The 19721-nt window shown below is 39.4% G+C and carries 16 protein-coding genes and 1 pseudogene; 10 read left to right on the top strand and 7 right to left on the bottom strand.

Annotated features, from left to right (window positions below; all coding sequences use genetic code 11):
- Positions 1–31: 31 nt before the first annotated feature.
- From FTV37_RS07060 to FTV37_RS07050, 4 genes are all read right to left on the bottom strand, one after another.
- Positions 32–988, bottom strand: a complete 957-nt coding sequence (locus FTV37_RS07060; RefSeq protein ID WP_180063388.1) for a TauD/TfdA family dioxygenase — start codon at positions 986–988, stop codon at positions 32–34.
- A gap of 221 nt (positions 989–1209) precedes the next feature.
- Complete coding sequence (locus tag FTV37_RS17855; RefSeq protein WP_257220694.1) at positions 1210–1344, bottom strand: hypothetical protein; 135 nt, start codon at positions 1342–1344, stop codon at positions 1210–1212.
- On the bottom strand, positions 1337–2548 hold the full coding sequence (locus FTV37_RS07055) for an MFS transporter (RefSeq protein ID WP_180063387.1): 1212 nt from the start codon (positions 2546–2548) through the stop codon (positions 1337–1339). Before FTV37_RS07055 ends, FTV37_RS17855 begins: the two co-directional genes overlap by 8 nt.
- Positions 2549–2792: 244 nt before the next feature.
- On the bottom strand, positions 2793–3869 hold the full coding sequence (locus FTV37_RS07050; protein ID WP_180063386.1) for an OmpW family protein: 1077 nt from the start codon (positions 3867–3869) through the stop codon (positions 2793–2795).
- A 444-nt stretch (positions 3870–4313) separates the two neighbouring features.
- On the opposite strand from FTV37_RS07050, the gene FTV37_RS07045 reads away from it, so the two are divergent.
- Positions 4314–4493: a hypothetical protein gene (locus FTV37_RS07045; RefSeq protein WP_078190224.1), complete on the top strand. Its 180-nt coding sequence runs from the start codon at positions 4314–4316 to the stop codon at positions 4491–4493.
- 60 nt (positions 4494–4553) lie between these two features.
- Here the strand turns inward: FTV37_RS07045 and FTV37_RS07040 are convergent.
- Positions 4554–6011: pseudogene (locus FTV37_RS07040) on the bottom strand (diguanylate cyclase domain-containing protein).
- Between the two features lie 196 nt (positions 6012–6207).
- Complete coding sequence (locus tag FTV37_RS07035) at positions 6208–6996, bottom strand: hypothetical protein (RefSeq protein ID WP_180023438.1); 789 nt, start codon at positions 6994–6996, stop codon at positions 6208–6210.
- A gap of 294 nt (positions 6997–7290) precedes the next feature.
- Here FTV37_RS07035 and uvrB point away from each other — a divergent pair, with 294 nt between their 5' ends.
- From uvrB to FTV37_RS07000, 7 genes are all read left to right on the top strand, one after another.
- Complete coding sequence (uvrB, locus tag FTV37_RS07030) at positions 7291–9312, top strand: excinuclease ABC subunit UvrB (protein ID WP_180063385.1); 2022 nt, start codon at positions 7291–7293, stop codon at positions 9310–9312.
- Positions 9313–9466: 154 nt separating this feature from the next.
- The gene (locus FTV37_RS07025; RefSeq protein WP_180063384.1) at positions 9467–10057 is read left to right on the top strand and encodes a lipocalin family protein; all 591 of its coding nucleotides are present in this window, start codon (positions 9467–9469) and stop codon (positions 10055–10057) included.
- A 133-nt stretch (positions 10058–10190) separates the two neighbouring features.
- On the top strand, positions 10191–11123 hold the full coding sequence (gene rarD, locus FTV37_RS07020; RefSeq protein ID WP_180063383.1) for an EamA family transporter RarD: 933 nt from the start codon (positions 10191–10193) through the stop codon (positions 11121–11123).
- Positions 11124–11341: 218 nt separating this feature from the next.
- Positions 11342–13018 carry a hypothetical protein gene (locus FTV37_RS07015; protein ID WP_180063382.1) on the top strand — a complete coding sequence of 559 codons (1677 nt, stop codon included), beginning with the start codon at positions 11342–11344 and terminating at the stop codon, positions 13016–13018.
- A 710-nt stretch (positions 13019–13728) separates the two neighbouring features.
- On the top strand, positions 13729–15186 hold the full coding sequence (locus tag FTV37_RS07010; protein ID WP_180063381.1) for a glyceraldehyde-3-phosphate dehydrogenase: 1458 nt from the start codon (positions 13729–13731) through the stop codon (positions 15184–15186).
- A 311-nt stretch (positions 15187–15497) separates the two neighbouring features.
- On the top strand, positions 15498–16199 hold the full coding sequence (locus tag FTV37_RS07005) for an MFS transporter (protein ID WP_218947574.1): 702 nt from the start codon (positions 15498–15500) through the stop codon (positions 16197–16199).
- Between the two features lie 3 nt (positions 16200–16202).
- Positions 16203–16883 carry a hypothetical protein gene (locus tag FTV37_RS07000; protein WP_180063380.1) on the top strand — a complete coding sequence of 227 codons (681 nt, stop codon included), beginning with the start codon at positions 16203–16205 and terminating at the stop codon, positions 16881–16883.
- Between the two features lie 58 nt (positions 16884–16941).
- On the opposite strand, the gene FTV37_RS06995 is transcribed toward FTV37_RS07000, so the two are convergent.
- A complete protein-coding gene (locus tag FTV37_RS06995) occupies positions 16942–17796 on the bottom strand; it encodes an SDR family oxidoreductase (protein ID WP_180063379.1) in 855 nt (284 codons plus the stop codon).
- Between the two features lie 115 nt (positions 17797–17911).
- Here FTV37_RS06995 and FTV37_RS06990 point away from each other — a divergent pair, with 115 nt between their 5' ends.
- Together FTV37_RS06990 and cgtA are read left to right on the top strand one after the other, a co-directional pair.
- Positions 17912–18286, top strand: a complete 375-nt coding sequence (locus tag FTV37_RS06990) for a helix-turn-helix domain-containing protein (protein ID WP_180063378.1) — start codon at positions 17912–17914, stop codon at positions 18284–18286.
- A gap of 213 nt (positions 18287–18499) precedes the next feature.
- The gene (cgtA, locus tag FTV37_RS06985) at positions 18500–19714 is read left to right on the top strand and encodes an Obg family GTPase CgtA (RefSeq protein WP_078190204.1); all 1215 of its coding nucleotides are present in this window, start codon (positions 18500–18502) and stop codon (positions 19712–19714) included.
- Positions 19715–19721 lie beyond the last annotated feature (7 nt).

The following is a 19721-nucleotide window of genomic DNA, read 5'->3' as shown; positions in this document are numbered from 1 at the left end:
TTATTTTTTATTGTTGGCATGAAGTTCAACATTAGTATGGTCGTCCTCCTGCTAAGCTAATTCGCTTTAATAAGCGGCGTTGGTCTGAAGGGAAAGGGCGGCGTGAGTGTAATGTCGCTTGGTTATCCCAAAATACAATGTCACCTTCTTCCCATTGATGTTCATATCGAAACTCAGGTTTCAATAAATGTTCACGTAAAGATGCAATCAATTCACTGCCTGACTGATCATCGTAGTGAACCAATTCCACTTCAGATCGTTCATTTAACCACAGCCCTTTACGGCCACTTTCTGGATGGGTACGTACAAGCGGATGTGGATAAGCATGTCCAACAATCGGTTGGTCTTTGAAACGATATAGCGGTGTAGCGCCATATCCCGTTGTGCCTTTATTATTTTTGGCACGGACAAATGGGTTATAGGTAATGAGTTGAAGTTGGTCTAAATGTTTTTGTGTCGCTTCATCTAAAGCTTCATAGGCTTTAATAGTGTTATACCATGAGGTTTGTCCACCGTCTTGTGGCAGTTCAATGGCATAGAGTAATGAACCAAATGATGGCAGTGGAGTCCACTGATGGTCTGCATGCGCAGCCAATTCACCATGTCCAGTATAGTCTCCTTTACCGACTGCATTTGACACAGGTACGACGTCTGGTGGTGTACCGGTATCATCTTGTGACGCCAGCACAGGAATATCTGCATCGGGACGGAAGATTGAACCGAAGTAACTTGCAAACGCGAGATACTGTAAATCATCTAGACTTTGATGTTTGAAAATTAAAATCAAGTGTTCTGCCAACGCTTGTTTTAAACGGTAGATGGTTTCCCCAGACTGTGCTTTACGCGCATCTAAACCATAAACCACAGCCCCCAAAGCTTGGTCATGTTGCGCTTCAATACGAATTTCATTGCCATCTTGAAATTGTTCTGCTTGATGCCAACGTGGAGCATCATGGATGGCTTGTGAAAGTTGAGTTAATGCGGTCATTTCATAAGTTCTCAAATTGTTCTTTATTGAGACTTAATCTATGGAAGAAAGCGCAGGATGGAAAATTAAAAAATAAGCTAAGTTTATGAAAAAACGTATGATTAATACTAATATGCTGAAAATGCAGCTTTTATTGAATCGTGTAGAAAATAGCTAAAAAACTGCTGTTGTAGTGTTGATAAAACAGCAGTTTGAATTGGAATTATTGCTTCAATACGTCTTTAATGTGCACAAAACGCTTGGTTAAAGTATTCGAATAATTCAGGCGTTTGGCTCCATAAGCCGATGGACAATGCCAACAAGGCTAGAATACTGATGCCAATACTGAGCCGGAACCACAGTGTTGAATTAGTCATGAATGACACTTTCCTCATTAACCATGAAATGTACCAATACTCCAAAAATACTCAGGACAATCGAAAAAATCCAAATGGCATTATAGTTACCGGTTATATCGTGGTTCACACCACCCAACCAACCACCAAAAAATGAACCGACTTGATGAGTAAAGAATACGATACCACTTAGCATACTGAGATATTTAACGCCAAACATATTGGCTACAATACCGTTGGTGAGCGGTACGGTAGAAAGCCATAGTAGACCCATAATGACGCCAAATGCATAGATTGTCCATGTGCTTAAAGGCAGCAAAAGAAAGGCAATAATGGCAATGCCACGTAAACCATACAGTCCCATTAACAGCTTTGGTTTGGAATATTTGCCACCGAGCCAACCAGCTGTGTAGGTGCCGACAATATTAAATAGTCCAACGAGCGCTAGGAAAATAGTGCCCGTAGTGGCATTAAAGCCATGATCAATTAAATAACCCGGCAGATGGATGCCAATAAACACCACTTGGAAGCCACAGACAAAGAAACCAAGTGCTAGAAACCAAAAGGGTTTATGCTCCCAAGCCAATTTCAAGATTTGTTTAAAATTCAGAGAGGCTTCATGCGTATTGGTTGCATTTGGTGCAACATACATTGGTGCTTTTAACATCCATGCTAAAGGAATAATTAGCGCAATTAAAATGGCGCTGACCACCAAAGCCGAAGACCAACCCAATTTTTGCAATAGCAGTAATGTAGAGGGCAGCATAATGAACTGACCAAAAGAACCTGCTGCACTGGCAATACCCATGGCTAAACTACGTTTTTCTGGATGCGCTGCACGACCTACGGCAGAAAGTAATACTGGAAAAGATGTGGCTGAGAGGGCTAAACCCAGGATTAAACCTGCACTTAAATTAAGCAGTAAACCGGTAGAGCTGATGGCCATGAGTAATAGTCCGAGGGCATATAATGCACCACCGACGGCGACCACGATCTTACTGCCATATTTATCTGCAAAAGCCCCTGTAATCGGCTGCACAGCACCCCAAATTAAGTTTTGCATGGCAATGGCAAGGCTAAAAACGTTATGTCCCCAACCGAATTCATCACTCATCGGCACGAGATAGAGGCCAAATGCATGACGCACCCCTAATGACAATGCCAAAATAATAGCACTGCCAATGAGCATATAAATCAGGGGTTTCGAGAAACGAGTATCAGACATACAGCAGTCTACATTCTTTAAATTTAACTCAATGGTATTCGAATAAACGCAGAGTTGCGATTAAATTTAATTCACCAAACAATAAATTTTTTTTATAGGTAACTATGGATGAATAAAGGAAATTGCCTCAGCATAAATTCAAAAGTGTTTAAAAGAGATTTAAAAGATATCTCAGAATAAAAGACCATATATAGCCTAATAAAAAAGACGGCTGTAGCCGTCTTTTTTATATTCAGGTTATTAATTAGAAACGCATACCGATACCTGCATACGCAAGAATTGGATTTACTTCAATATCGGCTTTAGATTTGATCAGTTCACCATGTGTCGCATCTGTAACGGTAATGGTGGTTTCATTCTGTAGGTGTGCATAGCTGACAGAACCTACAGCAAACCATTTGTCATTGAAATCATAGGTGAAGCCAACCGTTGCAACCGGAGCAAATACATCAGTTGCCTCTAAATCAACTTTTGGCTTAGCTTTACTTGGTTTACCGTCAAGTGCGGCACCAGCATTGCCTTCTTTAATATTGGCAATCATATGTCCAGCAGCAATCAGGTCTTTTTCTGTACGTGGATTAATTTCTAGTTCATTAAAGTATGCATACATTACGCCTAGACCCACATAGGGACGGAATTTATTGACGCCAGTTTTACCGAAGTGATATTGGATTTCTGCAGCGGGGGTCCATGCACGAGCAGATGCCGCTGGGCCGTAGGCTTCTAAATCTGTAATCAGCAAACTATTCTTCATTGCGATTTCAGGTAGGTCGATAATACCTAACTCAGGTGTCGCAATAGCTGCAAATGGCGCATAAATTTTTCCTTTGCCGTTTAGGTCTACCTCAGGTGGGATACCGGCTTTCATTTCTAAAGAAATGTTATCAGTAAAGAAATAGTTGGTCATGATGCCTAGTGTGGTTACATCATCGGCTTCAAGGCCAGTACCTTGGTTATCCCAACTTTGTAGGCCATTAATTTCAGCAGTACCGCTTAGCCCTGCTGGTAAGGTACTCGTACCTAATTTATCGAGCAAACCGACAAACCAAGTAGAAATGTTTGGATCCATAGCAGGATCCATATTGGCTTTTACTGCGTCAATTGAAATATCACCAACTTTGGCTGTTTCACCATTTTTTACTGATGTATCAACATGGAATGGTTGTGCTTTACCTTGTGGCATAACATGTAGAGCACCAACAGAGACAGAAAAACGTTTGAAGCCATCGCCATCTTTTAAACTAAAATATGGTGAGTCTGCATGACTGAGCATAGGTAGGGCAGCCATAGAAGCAGCAATGCACAATACACTTTTTTTCATTTTAAAGGACTCCATGTCCGTAAATTGATAATAATTTTTCTAAGTGCCCATTATTCAAAATTAGTGCGTAAAAAATGTTATAGAAAACAAGAATAAACGTAATAATCCTGTAACATTCTTGATGATTTGTATTATTTGAAGGCTTTAATTAGGTATTTGTGTAAAAAAATCGAACATTTTTGAAATTTAGAAATGGTTCTATCTATTTGTAAATATTCAATATTTATTGACATAATTGACAGTGTGTTGGTTGATTTGGGTCAGTAAAATAGTTTAAAACAACCATATTCAAAGCACTTTTTTGTGCTGTTGTCCTCTATAGATATAAAAATTCATAGCTAATCATTGAGTCTTTATATGCCAATCGAGGCTAATCTCTCAAAGCCTTTTACACCAAAACCATTTTTTTTGTACAATAGCGCCAGATTCAATTGAGTTATTCGTATGAGTACGCAAAACCCTCCCAAGAAAAAGGCTTTAGTCAATTTGCCTTTTCCGATTAAAAAAGCTGAAGATAATGCTTCGGATGAAATCTTTGAAGATATGCGTCCAAAACCTCAGCGTTATGCTGACCGTACTTGGATGCCACCACGCGGTACACGTCGTTCGATGGGTAAGCGTTAAAAGATTTAAATAAAAAAGCCATGGTTCAAACCATGGCTTTTTTATTGCAAATTATTGATGTTAATTGCGTATTTCAGACTGAATTCTTCGGTCTTTATTGAGATAATACTTTTTCTTCTGACGATACATGTCTAGATCGGCACGTTTGAGCATATCTTCCATCCGCTCATTCAGCTCATTGGTGGCAAAGCCAATCGAGATACTCATCGGTTGATTAGAATAAAATTGGTTATCGACCAATAACAACTCATTCAAACTTTGTAAGCAGTTTTGCAGCGCTGCATCATCTGCACCCGGTAATAGAATGACAAATTCATCACCGCCAATGCGCGAAGCAGAATAGGGCGTATGCTGAATAAGTTGGTTTAAAATGTTGCCCAGACGTCTGAGGATACTGTCACCAGCATCGTGCCCAATACTGTCATTGAGTTCTTTTAGTCCATTTAAATCAATAAAAATACAAGAAACAGGACGTAATTGATTGCGTTCGAGACGCTTGAGTTCTGCGATATAAAATGAACGGTTATAGAGTTTGGTCAGTACGTCATGCTTACCTAAATATTCAAGATAATTTTCAGCCTTTTTACGTGCGGTAATATCAGTCAGCGCAACCTGCACGGTGCTCCAGTCATCGAGATAATCGGGAAATACGGTAAATTGCAGCAAGACGTGGCGGATACTGCCATCAAGTGCATAATTTACGGCTTCACGTTGATGATGTAGATTGCCATTCCAAAGTTCAATCAACTGTTCTTTAAAGGTTTACAGCATTTCTTTGGCAAACACTTTATGTACATTTTTGAGCAATATTTCTTTGTTCTGAGCGCCAAATAAATCAAGCGTGGCTTGATTGACGTCAACGATCAGTATTTCTTTAATGCACTCTTGTACAAAATCGGGATGAACATCCAAAAAAGTGACAAAGTCTTCGATTTCTAAAGCGCGTAGCTGATCTAATTTTATTTTAATCCGGCTAAAATCTTCGACCCAAAGTGAAGTCGGTGAATAATGAAAACGTGCTTCTGCCAAATGACGACTTTGTTCTTGTAAACGGCAAGCTTGAGTATAAGACGTGATATCTTCAGTCGTAATTAAGACGGCGGATAAATCCTGCTCATGACTCGGTAGCACGATGCCTTTGAGTTGAATGTCTAAACGGTGCCCACTGAGCGTATAGTTCACGGCAGAATGGGAAAAATGTGTTTCACCATTCCATAATGCAACCAATTCTCTAATATGTGTTTGACACATCTCCGCCTGAAAAACTAAATCAAGGTTTTGACATAAATGTTCAAAGTCACGTGCTTGATAAAGTTCCAACGTTTTTGCGTTGACCTGTAAGAGTTTTATTTTTCTCGCACATTGCAGAATACGTGATTCATCTTGTTGAAGAAAAGTGGAGAGATCCTGCACACCTTGCTGACGCCAGAGATCAAATTGTTTTTTGACTTCACTGTAATCTTCAAGCCACATGGCAATGGGGGATAGCTCAAAAAAAGGAGAATCTAGCATGTCTATTTTATGTGCTCGTCATTCTTTATGATAATGTCAGCAAGTAGTATAAGACGAAAAAAATGATATTAAAATAATGTGATATGTAAAATAAGTTTTATTTTTAATGTGACTTAAGTCGCTAAAAGTCATTAATCCACATTAGATTAAAAGCCAATGTAGACTTTGGCTTTTTTGGGGGGAAATGAGGTGAAAATAGTCTTTAGCGGCTGGCTTTACGGGCTTTATTTTCAGGCTTTGGTGCAGCGATTTCACGTTCAGCTTTCCAAACATCAATAAAATCTTTTTCATTGATATTGTACAGTTCAAGTAGGGCTAAAATGACGCCGCCAAACATCATCGGGCCTTCAGAATTACTTTGAAACTCAAATATTTTCCCATTCAGGGCATGCAAAATATCTTCAATTTCAAAAATACGGTCACGACCATTGCTATCTGTCGGGTACATTTGGGTATTCAGCACAATTTTCGCAAGACTTTTTTCATTATCTGTTAAGGCCAGAACATCAACCAATTCATCTGCCGAAGGTGCAAAAATTACCGAGTCTTGAAAAATTGTATGTAGAAGTTTCGAAGTAAGTTTAGGTAAAGCTTTTTCAACGAAAGGACGGAATGAAATTGGAAAAATAACATTTCTAGAAATCCCCTTAAACATGGGAGCAATTTCTTCAACTTTATAGCCAGCGACACCACAGCCAATCGAAGTAATGAAATATTTGGTCTTCGGATGATTCTTGGTATAGATTTTAAAATCATCAACATAATGTTGAATCTGAGACAATGGCATTTGTTGTAAATGCTCATTCATCGTTGGAATAGCAAAACTTTGACCAGCCCATCCACGACCAATACCATTCATTGCACCAAAATGCTCTAGGGCAGTACGCGCTGCACCGCCAGTATGTTGACCTGCCATATTGCTGCCAAAAACAAAAATAGTATCTTCGGGTAGGTTTTTAACAATACTTTCGTCATGATATTGGTAAGTCATAAGTTTGATCTGTGGCGTCCTTTTGTTCATGTTGCAGGTGAAATTTATATAGGTCAAGTATCAATAAGGGATAAATGAACGCTTTATTCTTGAGTTTTTTTAGAGCCAAGAGTTTCCTCAAGAAAAACATGCGAAATCAGGCGAATTATTTTTCAAACATGAAAAAAATCTATGGGTTTATGTTGAATTATAATTTTACAGTCCGTACACGCCTCTGGTATTTACATAAATTTAGCGTTGTTTTGTGCAACTTTGCCCTCATAATAAAGCCATATAAAACTGTTGAAGAAGAGTGTGATGCAGGAACAGCCTTTTGAACTGGTAACACAATATCAGCCGGCAGGTGATCAGCCTCAAGCGATTGAGAAATTGGTGAAGGGGATTGAAAAAGGAATGCATGATCAGTTGCTCTTAGGGGTAACAGGTTCAGGTAAAACCTATACCATGGCAAATGTGATAGCACGCACGCAACGTCCAACGATTATTATGGCGCATAATAAAACTTTGGCTGCGCAGCTTTATGGCGAGTTTAAAGCCTTCTTTCCGCATAATGCCGTGGAATACTTCGTCAGTTATTATGACTATTATCAACCCGAAGCCTATGTTCCATCTTCAGATACTTTTATTGAAAAAGATTCATCGATTAATGATCATATCGACCAAATGCGTCTTTCGGCAACACGGGCATTATTAGAGCGACGTGATGCAATTATCGTAGCGTCAGTTTCAGCTATTTATGGTCTGGGTGATCCCAATGCTTATATGAGTATGCTTCTGCATATCGTGGAAGGAGACCGTATTAGCCGTGATGATATCATTCGTCGTTTGGTGGAAATGCAATACACCCGAAATGAACTCGAATTTTTACGGGGCACATACCGTATTCGTGGTGAAATTATTGATATTTTTCCTGCTGAATCTGATCAAAATGCCATTCGAATTGAGTTGTTTGATGATGAAGTTGATTCAGTTCGATGGTTTGACCCATTGACGGGCAAGCTAGTCCGTAAAGTGCCACGTATTACGATTTATCCAAAGAGCCATTACGTGACGCCTAAAGATAACTTGCAGCGTGCAATTGGGACTATTCGAGAAGAATTAACTGAACGACTCGGCTTTTTCCGCGCCAATGATAAATTACTCGAAGCACAGCGTATCGAACAGCGAACACGTTATGACTTAGAGATGATGCAGCAGCTTGGCTATACCAATGGTATTGAAAACTACTCACGGCATTTGTCAGGTCGTCCCTCAGGTGAAGCACCTCCGACTTTGTTTGATTATGTACCTGATGATGCTTTATTAATCATTGATGAATCGCACGTTACCGTTCCGCAAATTGGGGCTATGTATAAAGGTGACCGTTCACGTAAAGAAAATTTGGTCAATTACGGTTTTCGTTTACCAAGTGCGCTTGATAACCGGCCAATGAAATTTGAAGAATGGGAGCGGATTATTCCTTCGACCATTTATGTCAGTGCAACGCCTGCACATTATGAAATGGAAAAGTCTGAACAAGTCGTTGAGCAAGTGGTTCGACCCACAGGTTTGGTCGACCCTGAAATTGAAATTCGTCCAGTGTTAACGCAAGTGGATGATGTATTGTCAGAAATTAATAATCGTAAAAACTTAAATGAGCGTGTATTGGTTACGACATTAACCAAACGTATGGCAGAAGATTTAACTTCATATTTGAAAGAATATGGTATTAAGGTCGCTTATTTACATTCTGATATTGACACTGTTGAGCGCACTAAAATTATCCATGAATTGCGTTCGGGTGTATACGATGCAATTGTTGGGATTAACTTACTGCGCGAAGGCTTAGATATGCCAGAAGTGTCTCTAGTCGCCATTTTAGATGCAGACAAAGAAGGCTTCTTGCGTTCTGAGCGTTCTTTGATTCAAACCATTGGTCGTGCAGCGCGTAACTTAAACGGTAAAGCGATTTTATATGCAGATCGTATGACTGACTCCATGCAAAAAGCCATTGATGAAACGGATCGTCGTCGTAATTTACAGATTGCATTTAACCTTGAACATGGCATTACGCCACGCAGTGCAGTGCGTCAAAACGTCAATGATATTGATACAGGTGAAGTGCTGACAGATGATGAAATCGATGAAAAAATTTCAGATCAGGCCAAGGCATTAACTGCAGATGAACGTCATTTGATGTCGGATCCAAAACTTCTGGCAAAACATATGAATAAGTTGGAAAAAGAAATGCTAAAAGCGTCTAAGGAATTACAGTTTGAACAAGCGGCTCGTTTACGCGATGAAATCTTGCGTTTAAAAGCACAGATGATTTCATAATTTTGTTAGACAAGATGCGGAATATTGTTTGAATGACATACATAATTCAGACAAGAAAATGATTTTTAGAGCAATTTTTTCCGCTAGAGTAAAATCACGAGAAAAGAATCTACTTTATTTTATCGATAATTTTGCAGCGAAATGAGGCATAAAAATGACAACAACGAATCTTCCGAAAGCTGGTTTTAAACTCGCAAAAATTGCACTTGGTGCAGCAGTGTTAATTGGTTTGGGTGCAGCCACAATGGCCTATGCACAGACGAAACCGTTACAGACTGTGGAAAAAGTCGAGCTCGATCGTTATTTAGGTATGTGGTATGAAGTAGCTCGTAAGCCTATGGTTTTTCAAAAAAGCTGTGACCGTGATGTGATTGCGGTTTACACGCTAAATGAAAATGGCAACATTAATGTAAATAATCGCTGTGTATCTAAAGATGGTACCAAGAAGCAATCAATAGGCGAGGCATTTGTACAAAATGCACCGTTTAACTCGAAATTAAAAGTTAGTTTCTTACCAGAAGCCATTCGTTGGTTGCCTGTGGGGCGTGGTGATTATTGGGTACTCAAAGCCGATGAAGACTATCAAACAGTTTTGGTGGGTGAGCCACGTCGTAAATATATGTGGGTTCTTTCTCGTTCGGCTCATCCAGATCAGGAAGTGATTCAGGAATATCTGAATTATGCTCAATCTGTCGGTTATGACTTATCAGATATTATTCATACCAAGCAGACAGTAAAACCATAAACCTAAATATTTGAACAAATGCTAAAAAACCATGCCTGTGCATGGTTTTTTATTTGCTAGAATGTCCATGCGAAAAGCTTGATTGATCAAGCAAAATATCAAGATTATGTAGTCATTTGGACTGGAGTGAAAGATGTATAAAGGCGTTGCATTGTCTGTATTGGCATCGGTCACTTTTGGTATTTTGTATTTCTTTACCATCTTTTTAAAACCTCTAGATAGCGAGCAAACTTTTGCATGGCGCATGTTGGCGACCTTACCATTTTTAACCTTATTTATGTGGTGGATGAAAGATTTAAACAAAGTCAGTGAAATTTTTTGGCGAGTGGTTAAACAGCCGATCTTTCTGATTTGGTTAATCATCAGTTCTTTTTTATGTACTACACAGCTTTGGTTGTTTTTGTGGGGGCCGATTAATGGCCGTGGACTAGAAGTTTCTTTGGGATATTTTCTACTGCCTTTAGTGATGGTTCTGGTCGGATGTGTGCTGTATAAAGAAAAACTTTCTAAATGGCAGATGGCTGCCGTGGCACTGGCAATTTTAGGTGTCGGCCATGAAATTTGGCGTATTGGCAGTATCGCGTGGGAAACTGTTTATGTCGCTGTGGCTTATCCAATTTATTTCTTTTTACGTCGTACCTTTAAAACTGATCATTTGGGTGGTTTTTGGTGGGATCTTTGCTTAATTCTGCCTGTAGCATTTTATTTAGGATTTATTCATAGCGATAGTTTAGCGCTGATGTCGTTATTCCCGCATCTGATTTTGGCGGTTTTAGGACTTGGTTTTCTGAGTGCGCTTGGCTTAGGTAGCTATATGTTGGCGAGTCGCTATCTGCCATTTGTGATTTTTGGTTTGTTGAGTTATTTAGAACCTGTGTTGTTAGCATTTGCATCGATCGCATTGGGAGAGCGAGTAGAAGCAGAAGAATGGCTGACCTATATTCCAATTTGGGGTGCCGTTTTGTTATTGGTGATAGAAGGCATCTTGCATCTGTTTAAACAAAAGCAAAATGAACGTGCGTTAGCTAAAAATGTAAAAGCGTTAAATGATCGAATCGATTCTTAGACTGAAAATATTGGTACGATAAATTGATCAGTTCACAATTAACGCTTGCTGTTTTTTAAGAAAATCTTAAACTTATAAAACTAAAACACACCATGATTCAATTCATTGTTTAGGAAGAACAGCATTGAATGATGGTGTACAAAAATATTTATTTTAGATAAAAATAAACTGAAATCGATAAAAGATTGATTAAAAAACCAAGATACAGGAAGCAGTCAGTGGTTGTCCCATTTCATCTAAGCGCTAAACTTTTACAGCTAGAGCCTGTGTTGGATCAGCATTGGCGGAGTATTGTGTCTGAAGTATGCACTGATCTTGATCAATCCAATTTAGCGCAGATACAGCAGGTGTTATCGCAAAAAGGTATTCGTTGGGAGTCTTCATCACGGTCGTATCAACTTGATGTGCCGATGAATTTGGGCATGTTGATGAAAGTATTAAAATATGATGTCATGCGTGAGCATGCACAGTATTTGGCAACACAGCTCGAAGAACTTCGAACATTGACAATGAGTATTCAAGTTGCGCAAAAATTAGAAGAAAACCTAGCCTATATCAATAAAATAGATGCCGAAGAAGATTTTGAATTACAGCATGAAAAAAACGTATTACATCGGCATTTCATTTTAAATGCTGCACAAATCATCCGTAAAATGGATTTGATTGCGCCGAGTGATGCACGTGAACTCACTGCCCAGCAAGTCAAAATTTTCTTGATCGAAATTTTCTTAAAGTCACATATGTTGGGGCAATTTTTTGATGCCACTATCCCGAAATCGTCTGAGGTTTGGCAACATCCGATTTTTAAATACTATTTAAAGCGTGAACAAAAAACGCGATATTTACAAATTGTACAAACATCTGAGTTTATTTATATTTTGTCGCCTGATTTAGATTGGACGACGCAGTATTCAGCAACTCGGTTTTTATCGACAAAGCATAATGAGGCCTTAGCAGACGACGTTTTTGATGGGGTGGCCATAGATTTAACTACTGCTTTAGAAAATCAGCAGATAGAACAATTAAAAATTCAAGTCTCTAAGCTGGCATCTATTGCAGGTTTTATACATTTAAATCTGCAAAATTTAATGCAGCAACTTTATACACGGTTAGATAAGCATCTACTTTTAATGCTGCATGTAGAGGATGCTACTCAATTAGCGACGGCTTTACCTGCTTTTGAGCAGCAGTTCAATACATTGATATTGAAGCCCTTACATCAGACTGTTCAATATCAACTGAGTGAGCAGATACAGCATGATTTTGTCTTTTTCCATAGCATGCAAATATCTCAGAAGCTCATCACGAGTCTAAACGTCTTGAGTAGTTGCCCTAAGTTTGAGGCAAGTTTGGAGTTAAAGCGACTGCGACTTCAACTACAGGCTTGGCAGGTGCTTTTGTTGAAACGGCGTACGCACATTTTTCATGTTCAAAATGAAGATGATTGGGAGTTACATCATCAGCAGTCACAGCAAATTCATACGGCGTTGAAAGCGCTCTTGCAGCCGGTCGATGATCAACAGAAGATCTTTGCTACAGACGCAACTGTAGAAAATATGGGTACCCATGGCGCGCATGTTGGATTTTCCAAACGCATGACGAAAACAGGGGATTATGAAAGCCTTGAAGCCGATGCTTTAAAAGCGCAGCAGCAAAAAAAGCGACAAACTTATATGCAGGTTTTAATGTTGCTAAAGGAACATGCGTCACAGCTCGTCAATCTCGATTTTGAGCCATGTGAAAATGCCTTAAAGGTGCAGTCTTTTAGTGATCGGAGATATTTTGCGATTAGTGCTGGAGAGAATGGTTTAAATGCACTACCGAAAGTATTTGAGCTGAGTGTAAATTTCTTTGATTTTAATCTGGAAAAATTTGCTGAGAATCTGAAAAATTAACTGAATTTTAAATATAGATCTGACTTTAAATAATTTTAGGCAGTAACATTAGAGGCGTAATTTGATTCAAATAAAAGAACGATACGCGGTAATGTCATCCGCAATTGTCTGAGACAGGGTTACTTCTAATAAAAAATGTTTTTGCGATACTTTGAATAAATTGACGGTAGTGAACGAGTTTTGTCGGTGAGGTGCATTGCTCCGCAAGATGGTTTCCTTACGAAGCACGCTTCTCATTTTGCCAAATGAGACACAACGTTTCGTAAGAGTACCTCCAACTGAAGGCTAAACCCTTTATTCAAACCTTCGATGTAAGACTCCGTCGAATAGTCATAAAAATCATTTAAAAATGTGAAATTATTATTACGAGCTTAACATTAGTAAAAATACTATAAATTGAGCAAAATAAAAAAACACCGCAATTTGAAAAATATAAATATTCGTTAATCTTTGAGCTAAATATGCAGAGATCTGGTTGATAAAACTACATTTGAAATTTTGTGACAAAAATCTGCGAAAAAGCCGGTTTTTCAACTTTCGGCTATAAAATCATAATACTAATCATGATTATTTTGAAAATTGATAGTGAATATATAACAAAATAACCTTGTCGAAATCTGCTTTTAGATTCATTAATTTTCAGTTTTCCATTACAATTGTGGGGTTTTGAAATTTATGCTTAGATTTACAATTAATTAGAGGACGTATCTGTGAGCAAAGACACTATCGTTGCCCTACATGCAGAGCACCAAGGTCGCTGGAAAAACCGTGAAGAAATCGCGGAACGTATGATTGCCCTAGTGGGTCAGTTATATCGTGAAAAAAACATCGTAGCTACAGTATACGGTCGTTCTTTAATTAACCGTTCGGTTATCCAAATTCTTAAAGCGCATCGTCGTACTCGCGTACTTGACGTTGAACTTTCAGTTGTGAACACTTTCCCAATTCTTGAAGCTTTGGCAAAAATCGAAAACATCGGTACTGCTGAAATTGATCTTGGCAAACTTGCTGTTGAGTTCAAAGAAAAAGGCGGTGATGTTGACGCATTCGTTGCTGACGCTGTTAAATCACTTGAAGGCAATGCAACTAACGTTGAAAACCGTGATGTTGTACTTTACGGTTTCGGTCGTATTGGTCGTATCCTTGCACGTTTGATGATCAGCCAATCTGGTCTAGGCCGTGGTCTTAACCTTAAAGCAATCGTTGTTCGTAAATCATCTGACGGTGACTTAGAAAAACGTGCGTCTTTGTTACGTCGTGACTCTATTCATGGTCCATTCGCAGGTACGATTTCTGTTGATGAAGAAAACGAAGCAATCATTGCAAACGGTAACTTCATCAAAGTGATCTATGCGTCTAACCCATCTGAAGTTGATTACACTGCTTACGGTATTAACAATGCACTTGTAATCGATAACACAGGTAAATGGCGTGATTCTGAAGGTCTTGCACAGCACCTTAAATGCGCTGGCGCTGCACGTGTAATTCTAACTGCACCTGGTAAAGGTGACATGAAGAACGTTGTATACGGTGTGAACCAAGCTGACATCCTTGATGAAGATACAATCATCTCTGCTGCAAGCTGTACAACAAACGCGATCACACCAACACTTAAAGTGTTAAACGACAAGTACACAGTGATCAATGGTCATGTTGAAACAGTTCACTCGTTCACGAACGACCAAAACTTAATCGACAACTATCATAAAGCTGACCGTCGTGGCCGTGCTGCAACATTGAACATGGTTATTACTGAAACAGGTGCTGCTAAAGCTGTTGCTAAAGCGCTTCCTGCTCTTCAAGGTAAATTGACTGGTAACTCAGTACGTGTACCTACTCCAAACGTATCTCTTGCAATTTTGAACCTTACTTTAGGTCAAGATGTTGATCGTGAAGAAGTGAATGAATACATTCGCCAAATTTCAATCAACTCTAACCTTCAAGGTCAAATTGGTTATACAAACTCAACTGAAGTTGTATCCTCTGACTTTATCGGTTCACGTACTGCAGGTGTATTCGACGCTCAAGCGACCATCACTTCAGGCAACCGTTTAACTTGCTACGTTTGGTATGATAACGAAGTAGGTTATAGCTGCCAGGTACTTCGCATTGCTGAACAAATGGGCGGCGTAAGCTATCCAAAAGTTCCTGCTGAAACAAATGCATAATTTGTAGAAGTCATCTAAAAAAAGAGCCTCTTTTGAGGCTCTTTTTTTATCTAAAGAGTATGGGTTAAAAACTTAAGGCATAGATGACGAATGGATTGATCATAAGCATCAAAAGTTCTTGTTTTTTCTGCCACTGTTAGATGAGTGTGAGTCGTTTATAATGAAAAGCTGACTAAAATGTTCAAGTTTTAAGTTAATGAAATTATTAAAGAATTAAATACAAAAAAATTGCAAACTGGTTTGTATAATGTGTTCAAAATGAGACTGTAAAAAATAAAAAGCAAAAGGAATTTAGTTTGCAAGCAAAGCACATGCTCAGTGGATTGGCATTTATTGTGTTTGCTGCACTCTGTGGTGTACTCATCGCCATTTGGGTGTTTAAGCACTTTAATATTTATATCCCACTAGAAAATCAAAACGTCAATATCGACCTGCAAGAGCCATTACAAGCCGAAGTCAAAATTCATGATGCCTTGGATGTGGACGTGACAGGGCGGGTGAATGCTGAAATTCCGATACATGAAAATTTAAATATTCCCTTAACTCAAACGCTGACACCACGGGTGTATTTTGATAATCAAGTCCCGATCAAGACCACGATTCCAGTGCGTGAAACTTTGAAAGTGAATCAAAACCTTCCTGTGAATACCAAAGTGAAAGTCAGAGTCATGGGGCAGGATGTGACATTGCCACTCAAAGGTGATATCCCGATACAATTGGATATTTCAGTAAATATGAATGTGCCTTTGGAGCAAAAAGTACATTTAAAATTTGATGCGCCAGTCAAAACCGTGCTGAAAGAAAACCTGCATATTCCACTCAATGCAAATTTAAAAACCAACATTCCTATTGAAGGTAATTTGAATGTTCCAATTAAAACGGCATTGAAAGCGACAGTGGACGTACAAAATACGTTGCCCGTTCAAATTAAAAAGGGTGAATTGGTGATTCCACTAAAAACAATGCGACTCAACAGAGAGCATGCCAAAACTGAAGCGAAAGCTCAGGAGTAAGCCATGTGGATATTTCAATCGGCGAAGCGCATCATTTTAAGTTTTATCGCAGTTGCGTTATTGGTTGCGGTGCTATTTTGGTTGTATTTAAATATTTATGCGTCGATGCAAGTGCGTGCAAAAAATGCTGATATTCAATTGTCGCATTCACTACCCACCAAAATTTTCGTTGGTAATTATTTGCAAACGCAGTCCATCGGGACGTTGGATACGCAGATTGCTTTAGATCGGAAGCTGCAACTACCCTTGAAGGGAAAATATCTGGCAGATTTGCAGTTTAGTGTAGAGGTTCCCATTTCTGTTGATATTGATTATTCCACCAATATTCAAATTAACCAGACGATGCCGCTTGAGGCGACCACAGATTTGGTGATTAAAAATAAACTAGTGCCGAAATTTCCCTTAAAAATGGATATTCCTGTCAAGTTAGATGTGCCTTTTCATTTGAAAAGAACCTATAACATTCCTATTCGAATAAATTTTAATGGTCCAGTGTATTTTGAGTTTAATGAAAAAGTCGATTTGCATGTGGTACATCAGTTTGCACCACAACTCAAACTCAATGACCCGATGACCATGCGAAAAATCGCAACCTTTAATGCCACGATGTATAACGCAGAGCGTAATACCAAGGCAAATTTAGATATGAATATGGATTTGCCGATAAAAAATGTACATCCATAAGTTAGATTTAACTCAAAAAAAAGCCCGAATCAATTCGGGCTTTTTTGTTGGTTTGATCTTATTTTAAAGCAGCTTCAACAGCACTACGTAGAGAAGTGGTTGGGTGACCGAGTAACTGTTCCAAGTCTTTACGATCACTTTGCATTGCACCGTCAATGCTATTGATATCGGCATCGACGATCACATCTACAAGACCAGCGGGTAAGCCCGCTTGTAATAGGCCTTGCGTGTAGTCTTCTGCAGTTAAATTTTGATAGTGAACATTTTGACCTGAAACTTGCTGTAGGGTTTCAGCAAGCTGTGCCAATGTGAAACTGTCTGAGCTTGCAAGTTCATAGGTTTTATTCTCATGACCAGCGCTTGTAAGTACTTTTGCAGCTGCTTCGGCATAGTCAGCACGGGTCGCTGCATTAATTTTTCCATCCTTTGCTGCACCAAATAAGGTACCTGTTTCAACCACATGCCCAGCAGCAGCAAGATAGTTTTCGACATACCAGTTATTTCGTAAGAAGGTATAGGTTAAACCACTAGCTTGAATCAGACTTTCTGTTTCACGATGCTCTTGAGATAAACCCAATGGCGATGTATCGGCACGTAACAGGCTGGTATAAGCAATATATGGAACTTTTGCTTCTACAGCAGCATCAATTACGGCTTTGTGTTGTGGAGTACGACGACCAATTTCATTGGCAGAAATGAGTAATAATTTATCGACACCTTGTAGTGCAGGAACAAGTGTATCTGGTTGATCATAGTCAAAATGACGAAGTTCGATGCCTTGAGCTTGTAGAGATGCTGCTTTTTCTGGTGATCGAACTAAAGCGATGATGTTTTCGGCCGCGGTTTCTTTCAATAAAAATTGAAGGACCAATTGGCCTAGTTGACCTGTTGCACCTGTAATTGCGATTTTCATATTTAAACCCTCTGATTGTTGAATCAATGATCTTGATGGTTGAATCTTAATCTGTTAACTTACTAAATGTAAGTACGTACCAAAAAGTAAGTTAGTGACTTTGAGGAAAGATTTAATGAACACATACGCTACAAGTAAATTATTAGGTCAAGTTTTATCCACGGACTGTCCATCTAGAGAAATATTGGAACATCTCACCAATAAATGGTCAGTATTAGTTTTGCGTTGTTTGACTGAAGGGGTACACCGTTTTAGTGAACTTAAGCAGCGGATCGAAGGGGTAAGCGAAAAGATGCTGGCTCAAACGCTGAAAATGCTCGAGCAAGATGGTTTTATCTTAAGGACAGTCTATCCAGTTGTGCCACCCAAAGTTGAATATCAACTGACTTTAATGGGCTCGCAGGCTGCAGAAAAGTTAATGCATCTGATTTGTTGGGTTGAACGAACCTTGCCTGAAATTATTGAAGCCAAGGAAAATGCACGTAAATAGCTTTCAGAAATGGGGATTGAAATTCGTTTGCCATTTATCAAAGGTATTTTGATGATGAGCTAAAGATTTTCGAGCTAGGTGCGGATTTTCCTAAAAATTTGCATCAGCACCAAGATGAATGAAATTTATAGTATTGCTGAATAATATTGTTCGAGAAATTCTTTAAAATATGGCAGAATAAGCGGTTTTAAAGTTTTTAGAGGATTGGCAAACATGCGCTTTGTTGATGAAGCAGTCATTACCGTAGAGGCTGGCGACGGTGGCAATGGCGTAGCCAGTTTTCGCCGTGAAAAATTCGTACCATTTGGTGGTCCAGATGGTGGTGATGGTGGTCGTGGCGGTAACGTATACGTTCAAGCCGACAACGACACAAGTACCCTAGTAGATTATCGTTATACACGTAAATTCCGTGCAGAACGTGCTAAAAATGGTCGTGGAGCGAACTGCTCAGGCCGTGGCGGTGAAGATACCGTATTGCTCGTTCCAGTGGGCACAACAATTGTAGATACAGAATCTGGCGATATCATCGGCGACTTAGTGGCTGACGGTCAGCGTGTGTTAGTGGCAGCAGGTGGTGAAGGTGGTTTGGGTAATACTCACTTCAAATCTTCAACCAACCGTTCTCCACGTAAATGTACACACGGCTCAAAAGGCGAATATCGTGAAATTCGTCTTGAATTAAAAGTACTCGCAGACGTTGGTTTGTTGGGTATGCCAAATGCGGGTAAATCAACCTTTATCCGTGCAGTTTCAGCAGCAAAACCAAAAGTTGCAGATTATCCATTTACCACAATGGTGCCAAACCTAGGTGTGGTTGATGCCGATAGTCACCGTTCATTTGTAATGGCGGATATTCCGGGTCTAATCGAAGGGGCTGCAGAAGGTGCTGGTCTAGGTATTCGATTCCTGAAACACTTGGCGCGTACACGTATTTTATTGCACATCGTAGATGTTCAACCGATTGATGGTTCTGACCCTGCGTACAATGCAAAAGCAATTTTGGAAGAATTGAAAAAATTCTCCCCAACACTTTCAAAATTACCTGTTGTATTGGTACTCAATAAAGTAGACCAATTGGCGGCTGAAACGCGTGATGAATGGTGTGATCACATTCTCGAAGAGTTGCAGTGGAAAGGCCCTGTATTCAAAACTTCAGGTTTAACGTTTGAAGGTACTAAAGACGTTGTGTATTACCTGATGGATCAAATTGAAGAGCAGCGCGAACGCGAAACTGAAGATCCTGAATATGCTGCAGAAGTTAAAGCATTCCGTGATCAGCTTGAAGCTGAAACACGTGAGCAAACGCTTGCTGCGAAAGAAGCATATCGTGAAATGCGTCGTCAACAACGTCTGGCAGGTCAAGGTGAAGACTTTGATGATGAATTTGAAGACGGTGATGATGAGGCAGAATCGTACTACGTACGTTAATTGCTGA

It is taken from the genome of Acinetobacter sp. YH16042, from assembly GCF_013417245.1.
GTDB lineage: Bacteria > Pseudomonadota > Gammaproteobacteria > Pseudomonadales > Moraxellaceae > Acinetobacter > Acinetobacter amyesii.
Note: the sequence above shows the minus strand (reverse complement) of the source record. Positions and strands in the feature narration are given on the sequence as shown.

Bases quoted from the DNA above. Each gene is read 5' to 3' on its own strand.
- cgtA (WP_078190204.1), top strand. From the start codon at position 18,500: ATGCGCTTTGTTGATGAAGCAGTCATTACCGTAGAGGCTGGCGACGGT.
- FTV37_RS07025 (WP_180063384.1), top strand. From the start codon at position 9,467: ATGACAACAACGAATCTTCCGAAAGCTGGTTTTAAACTCGCAAAAATT.
- FTV37_RS07005 (WP_218947574.1), top strand. From the start codon at position 15,498: ATGCTCAGTGGATTGGCATTTATTGTGTTTGCTGCACTCTGTGGTGTA.
- FTV37_RS06995 (WP_180063379.1), bottom strand. From the start codon at position 17,796: ATGAAAATCGCAATTACAGGTGCAACAGGTCAACTAGGCCAATTGGTC.
- FTV37_RS07055 (WP_180063387.1), bottom strand. From the start codon at position 2,548: ATGTCTGATACTCGTTTCTCGAAACCCCTGATTTATATGCTCATTGGC.
- FTV37_RS07000 (WP_180063380.1), top strand. From the start codon at position 16,203: ATGTGGATATTTCAATCGGCGAAGCGCATCATTTTAAGTTTTATCGCA.
- FTV37_RS07050 (WP_180063386.1), bottom strand. From the start codon at position 3,869: ATGAAAAAAAGTGTATTGTGCATTGCTGCTTCTATGGCTGCCCTACCT.
- FTV37_RS07035 (WP_180023438.1), bottom strand. From the start codon at position 6,996: ATGACTTACCAATATCATGACGAAAGTATTGTTAAAAACCTACCCGAA.
- FTV37_RS07045 (WP_078190224.1), top strand. From the start codon at position 4,314: ATGAGTACGCAAAACCCTCCCAAGAAAAAGGCTTTAGTCAATTTGCCT.
- rarD (WP_180063383.1), top strand. From the start codon at position 10,191: ATGTATAAAGGCGTTGCATTGTCTGTATTGGCATCGGTCACTTTTGGT.
- FTV37_RS06990 (WP_180063378.1), top strand. From the start codon at position 17,912: ATGAACACATACGCTACAAGTAAATTATTAGGTCAAGTTTTATCCACG.
- FTV37_RS07060 (WP_180063388.1), bottom strand. From the start codon at position 988: ATGACCGCATTAACTCAACTTTCACAAGCCATCCATGATGCTCCACGT.
- FTV37_RS17855 (WP_257220694.1), bottom strand. From the start codon at position 1,344: ATGACTAATTCAACACTGTGGTTCCGGCTCAGTATTGGCATCAGTATT.